Source organism: Streptococcus parasanguinis, assembly GCF_001578955.1.
Classification (GTDB): Bacteria; Bacillota; Bacilli; order Lactobacillales; family Streptococcaceae; genus Streptococcus; species Streptococcus parasanguinis_U.
The window spans coordinates 95,255-100,578 of sequence record NZ_KQ969689.1 but is presented as its reverse complement, the minus strand read 5'-3'; the positions used below and the strand labels follow the sequence as shown (position 1 = coordinate 100,578).

7 protein-coding genes are annotated in these 5,324 nt (G+C 44.5%); 4 read left to right on the top strand and 3 right to left on the bottom strand.

Annotated elements, in window-relative coordinates; translation table 11 throughout:
• Nucleotides 1-339 precede the first annotated feature (339 nt).
• Nucleotides 340-1,248, top strand: coding sequence for an ABC transporter ATP-binding protein (locus SPADD19_RS00470; protein WP_049471876.1), 909 nt, complete (start codon nucleotides 340-342; stop codon nucleotides 1,246-1,248).
• Nucleotides 1,249-1,305: 57 nt separating this feature from the next.
• Entirely contained in the window at nucleotides 1,306-2,058 is a 753-nt protein-coding gene (locus SPADD19_RS00465) for an ABC transporter permease (RefSeq protein ID WP_006595651.1), read from the top strand.
• Between the two features lie 20 nt (nucleotides 2,059-2,078).
• Here SPADD19_RS00465 and SPADD19_RS00460 read toward each other — a convergent pair whose 3' ends face one another.
• Together SPADD19_RS00460 and SPADD19_RS00455 are read right to left on the bottom strand one after the other, a co-directional pair.
• Nucleotides 2,079-2,966, bottom strand: coding sequence for a sensor histidine kinase (locus SPADD19_RS00460; protein ID WP_049471878.1), 888 nt, complete (start codon nucleotides 2,964-2,966; stop codon nucleotides 2,079-2,081).
• Nucleotides 2,966-3,655, bottom strand: coding sequence for a response regulator transcription factor (locus tag SPADD19_RS00455; protein WP_061454913.1), 690 nt, complete (start codon nucleotides 3,653-3,655; stop codon nucleotides 2,966-2,968). The genes SPADD19_RS00460 and SPADD19_RS00455 overlap by 1 nt, the downstream gene beginning before the upstream one ends.
• 203 nt (nucleotides 3,656-3,858) lie before the next feature.
• Between SPADD19_RS00455 and SPADD19_RS12160 the strand changes: the two genes are divergently transcribed.
• Both SPADD19_RS12160 and SPADD19_RS12155 read left to right on the top strand, forming a co-directional pair.
• Nucleotides 3,859-4,062 (top strand): hypothetical protein, encoded by a 204-nt coding sequence (locus tag SPADD19_RS12160; RefSeq protein ID WP_241496363.1) that lies wholly within the window; start codon nucleotides 3,859-3,861, stop codon nucleotides 4,060-4,062.
• A gap of 23 nt (nucleotides 4,063-4,085) precedes the next feature.
• Nucleotides 4,086-4,385, top strand: coding sequence for a hypothetical protein (locus SPADD19_RS12155; RefSeq protein WP_241496362.1), 300 nt, complete (start codon nucleotides 4,086-4,088; stop codon nucleotides 4,383-4,385).
• 114 nt (nucleotides 4,386-4,499) lie between these two features.
• Here SPADD19_RS12155 and SPADD19_RS12150 read toward each other — a convergent pair.
• Nucleotides 4,500-5,324 (bottom strand): family 1 glycosylhydrolase (locus SPADD19_RS12150; RefSeq protein WP_241496361.1); only part of this gene is annotated, 825 nt, incomplete at its 5' end.

Genomic DNA, 5,324 nt, shown 5'->3' with positions numbered 1-5,324 from the left:
AAACTTTCCTTAGGTGAGTACGGACGTCAGCGAACTTCAAAGAAGTTCCATGACTTAGTTTTGGACCCAAGGTTCCAAAACTCCCGAGTGCTAGAAACATGATCGTTTCTAGCACTTTTCTCACAGCGGAAAGTTTTAATATATTTTGGATTGAATTTCAACATTAGAAATTCTTTTTATTTCTTTGTAGAGTCACCTATTCAACATTTTTATTTTATAAGAAGTCTTTACCGCAATTTTTTAGAAATATTTGAGAATTGCTTGATAGTTATTTGAAAAGCAAGCTGTATACTAAGAGTGTAAAGAAAACAACTAGTCATTTGGACGAAGGAGAAAACCATGGAAAAAGTATTAGAAATTTCCCATTTGAGTAAAAAATTTGGTCAACAATACGCCTTAAATGATGTGAATCTCACCATTCGCAAAGGCGACGTCTACGGCCTGATCGGCAAAAATGGTGCAGGGAAAACCACCCTCATCAAGGTCATCACCCAGCTGATTCAAGAAACTGATGGAAGCGTCTCTCTCTTTGCTTCTACAAATCGCTCCCAGTGGACCCAAGCGCTTAAACGGGTTGGATCCGTCATTGAGAGTCCCGTGGCCCATAAGCATATGACCGCTTATCAAAACCTGGTCTACTATTGCAAGGCTCGCCATATCCCCAATCCCGACCAGGTCATCAAAGAAACCCTGAACTATGTTGGCCTGAATAATACGGGTAAGAAGAAATTCCGTGACTTCTCACTAGGAATGAAACAACGGTTGGGAATTGCGATTGCTCTCATTGCTAAGCCAGATTTCCTTATTCTAGACGAACCCATCAATGGTCTCGATCCTGTCGGAATCAAGGAATTCCGTCAAATGATCAAACGCCTCAACGATGAACTCGGTATGACCATCCTCATTTCCAGCCACATCCTCTCTGAACTCTATCTGGTTGCCAATCGTTTTGGTATTGTCGACCAAGGACGCCTGATCAAAGAAATTAGCAAGGCTGAATTCGAAGAACAAGGAGAAGATTACATCATTCTCAAGACTAGCCAGCTAGCCCTTGCGAGTCAACTGATTCAGGATCAACTCCATCACCGCATCAAGGTCATCGATAAGGATGGAGAAATCCATATCTTCGGACAGACTCACGATATTAAAGTCATTGTCAAAGCCCTCGTTCAAGCCGATATTGACGTGGACGAAATCTACTATGCCCGCCAAGATCTGGAAAAATTCTTTACGGACTTGGTAGACTAGTCCAATCACCGTCTTCCTCTATTACCTATCCCACATATTTCATTTAGGAGATTTATCATGTTGCATACCATTCAAGCAGATTTTTACAGACTTTTTCGCTCCAAAGGTTTTTGGATTACAGAAGCCATTCTCGTTCTCAACATCCTGTCTGGAGTCATCTTTGGAGCTACTGGCCACGTCGGCGTCAATACGGAATCCAAATTGCCCCAAGCGACCGAAGTTTGGACAGGCTTTAAAGCTTTGACCAACTACTCTTCCAGCATCAGTGTGACCATCCTCTTTACCATTATTGTCATCACCTTGGTCCTGGGAACAGACTTAACGCAAAACTTATACAAGAATAGTCTGGCCTATGGCGTTTCTCGCACCAGTTACTACTTTGCCAAAAGCGCCGTTGTTCTGACCATTGCTCTCTTCCAATTTCTTGTTTCTTATGGTCTCGTCTTCTTGATCGCGACGCTCTACAATGGACTTGGCACCATGCCAGAGCACTTCCTTGCTCATTTTGGACTGACCGTGCTGATTCAGTTCCTTTCCACCTTGGCTTGGGTCAGCATCATTTCCTTCCTTCTTTATGCCAGCCAATCCATCACCTTGGCCTTCGTTGGCTACTTCATTGGAAATATCCTCTTAAGCCTTCCTGCGCTCTTCCTTAAAGATATTGATATTCTCCACTATCTAAACTTGGAATTCCAATATTCCATGGTACAGAGCACAACAGCAACAACCAACACCCTCTCGATCGCCCTTGGATTCATCCTTGTTTTCGGCTTCCTAGGACTGGCTACTTTTAAACACAAAGATTTATAACAAAAAGACTTGAGCAGTGCTCAAGCCTTTTTTCTTAGTGTAATGGTCAAGATAAACCAGTCTGCCTCCGTTGCCAGTTGCAAGTCTCCCCCTAAGATCTCTACAAAATTTTGAATAATGTAGAGACCCAAGCCAGAAGACTCCTCTGTATCCGAGAGATTTTCAGAGTAGAATCGACTAGCCAATTGGTCTAAGTGCTGGATCGGTTGTTGCACAATATTGCGCAGCTCGACCCGAATCGTGTCCGCGTCTGAGGTCAAGGTCAAACGGGCCTGCTCCTTTCCATGCTTGAGGACATTGCTGAGCATATTTTGCAAGAGGCGCTCCCAAAGCTCAGGATCGGTAGCATAATGGAGATGCTCTTCTAGCTCTACCTCTAAGGCAATCCCCGCCTCAGACAAGCTATCATAATACTGGAATAACTGCTGGGTTAGCACTTGGCTGAGATGAACGTCTGAAATCCGAGGCAGGATGGCTCCCTCCATCAAGCGTCTGTACTCCAAGAGAGATTCCAAGCGTTTGGAGACAACTTGAAGATTGGAAGCAATTTTCTTCAGCTTTTCCTCTTCTTGCGTCCCTCCTTTGATGATTTGTTGGGTATAGCCCGAAGCAATGGTCAAAGGCGTCCGGATATCGTGAGCAATATTACTGATGGCCATATCCAAGGTTTTCTTCTCTTGAAAGGCAATCCGATTGGTCCGCTCGATCTGTTCAAACAGATCACTGACCTGCTTGGTCAAGGCGACCAATTCTTTTTTTGAGACCTGAGAGGTCAACCGTACCCCACTCCCATTTTGGAGCTTCTTTTGAATTTGCTCCTGCAAATCTTTGAGGGCAGAGAGTAGGCGAAGGTAACCTAGTCCCAAGAGAAGGACAAGGACGACTAGAACTAGAACCAATCCCCACATTACTTGTCTCCTTTCAAGCGAACTCCCAAGCCCCAGACGGTTTCAATATAGTCCTCATCTGGATCGAGCTGAGCAATTTTCTTTCGGAGGTTGCTCAACTGGGCATTGAGCGTATTGTCTCCAGGCAGATAAACTTCTTCCCAGACTGCTTCATACAACTCTTCCTTGGTAAAAATCTTCTTTGGATGCGCCAGTAAGGTCTCAAAAATTTGAAATTCTTTTTTGCCCAAGCGAAGCGTCTGTTCTCCAGATTCCAGTTCAAAGGTTTCTGGGTTCAGGACCAGATTTTTAAAAGTCAGCTTTTTCGATGATGGAGGTTCCTGTGCCGGAGTGTTGTTATTTCTCAACTGCACCGTCACCCGAGCTGCCACTTCGTCCAGATTAAAGGGCTTGACAATATAATCATTGGCACCTGCAAGGAGGTACTGGCTAATGAGGTGTTTGTCTCCAAGAGCCGTCATCATGATGACTGGCACCTGACTCTGCATACGGATCTCCTCAAGGACCTGGTCCCCATTCTTCCCTGGAAGCATGATATCCAGAAGGACCAAATCAATGGCTTCTTGCTGGAAGAGCCGTAGCCCTTCTGTACCTGAAAAAGCCTGAAGGACCTCATGATCTTCACTTAAGAGACTGTATAAAATTTCTTGGATATCATTATTATCCTCGATTAATAAAATCCGTGCCACTTGCCTCGCTCCTTTTTCCTTTTCTTGCGAAATCAGTTCTATTCCCCTAGCCTATCAAATAAAGGGACCTTCGTCAATGAAAATCTGATAAAATTCTATTGTCCCCAGCTAGATCTGCATGTTAGATCATCACAAGATGAACTTGACGATCCTTTCTTTCAAAGGGTATAATAGGACCAATGACAGAATAGGGAGACTCATCTATGAAAAATAATGCTAAAACTAAAATCAGTCTTGTATCCATCCTTGTCATCCTGGGCGTTGCTGCAAGAATGATGCGAGTCATCCACCGACACCAAATCAGGGAGCAAAACAAACAAACCATCCAAACGACTAAAAAGGTTGCAGAGTTTCAGAAAACACTAGACGAGGAAGAAACGCAACGAAACCTTCAACAAGATTTATAATGAATCCCTTGTTCGGACAAAATTTGAAAACTGGCAAAAAGTCGATGAACTTCATGGTTTGGGACAAAGAACTGGGCAATTTTATATCTATAACTTTGAAAAAAAAAGAAGAGATTCTCTTAGAGAATACAGATCAAGCATTTGTTCTACCCATTCGAGACAAGACCGATAACGTCACATTTCAGGCTATTTTTGCCCACAAGGACGGTCAGTGGCACATCATGAAGCCAGACGGAAGTTCGCAGTTGCAACTAGGAGCAGCCGACATTTCCGCTGAATCTAAGTTTGTAATCGAGAACAATGTCTTAGATTACGACCAGTAAATCCGTAATGAATTGGCTAAACTACATACAAAAAGCTTAGGACCCCAGCTTGTGGTTGGGATTCTAAGCTTTTTCGTTTATAGGAGAGAGTCGGCCAGCAAGTACCGAAAACTTTTATTCAACAGAAGCCCCATTTGTCGCAATGACTTCTTTGTACCAATAGAAGGATTTCTTACGGGAGCGCTCCAAACTTCCCTTGCCTTCGTTGTCCCGATCGACATAGATAAAGCCGTAGCGTTTCTTCATTTCTCCTGTCCCGGCAGAGACCAGGTCAATACAGCCCCAAGTCGTATAACCCCAGAGGACAACGCCATCTTCGTTGATGGCCTCCCGCATGGCCTTGACATGGGCAGCGAGGTAATCAATCCGATAGTCATCCTCAATCTCCCCGGCTTCATTTGGGGTATCAACGGCACCTAGTCCATTTTCTACAATAAACATGGGTTTTTGATAACGATCCCAGATGGTGTTCAGCGTAATACGGAGACCAAGAGGGTCAATCTGCCAACCCCACTCTGAGCTTTCTAGGTAGGGATTCTTCAGAGAGGCAAAGATATTGCCCGCTGTTTTCTCCCTTTCAGCTGGATCCCCTGAAGCGACCCGACTAGCATAGTAGGAGAAGGAAATAAAGTCCACTGTATGGTCTTTCAACAATTGCAGGTCCTGCTCCGTCATCTCAACCGTGATTCCCTGACGCTCCCACTCTTTCTTGGCATAGTTAGGGTATTCCCCACGCGCTTGCACATCGATGAAGAAATAGTTCTTGCGGTCTTCTTCTAGACCAGCCCAGACATCTCGTGGAGCACAGGTATGCGGATAGTTTTGCCCTGCTGCTAGCATACAGCCGACCTTATTGTTAGGATCAATCTCATGGGCTAGCTTGGTAGCAATGGCTGAAGCGACCAATTCATGGTGAGCCGCCTGGTATTTGACCTGCTC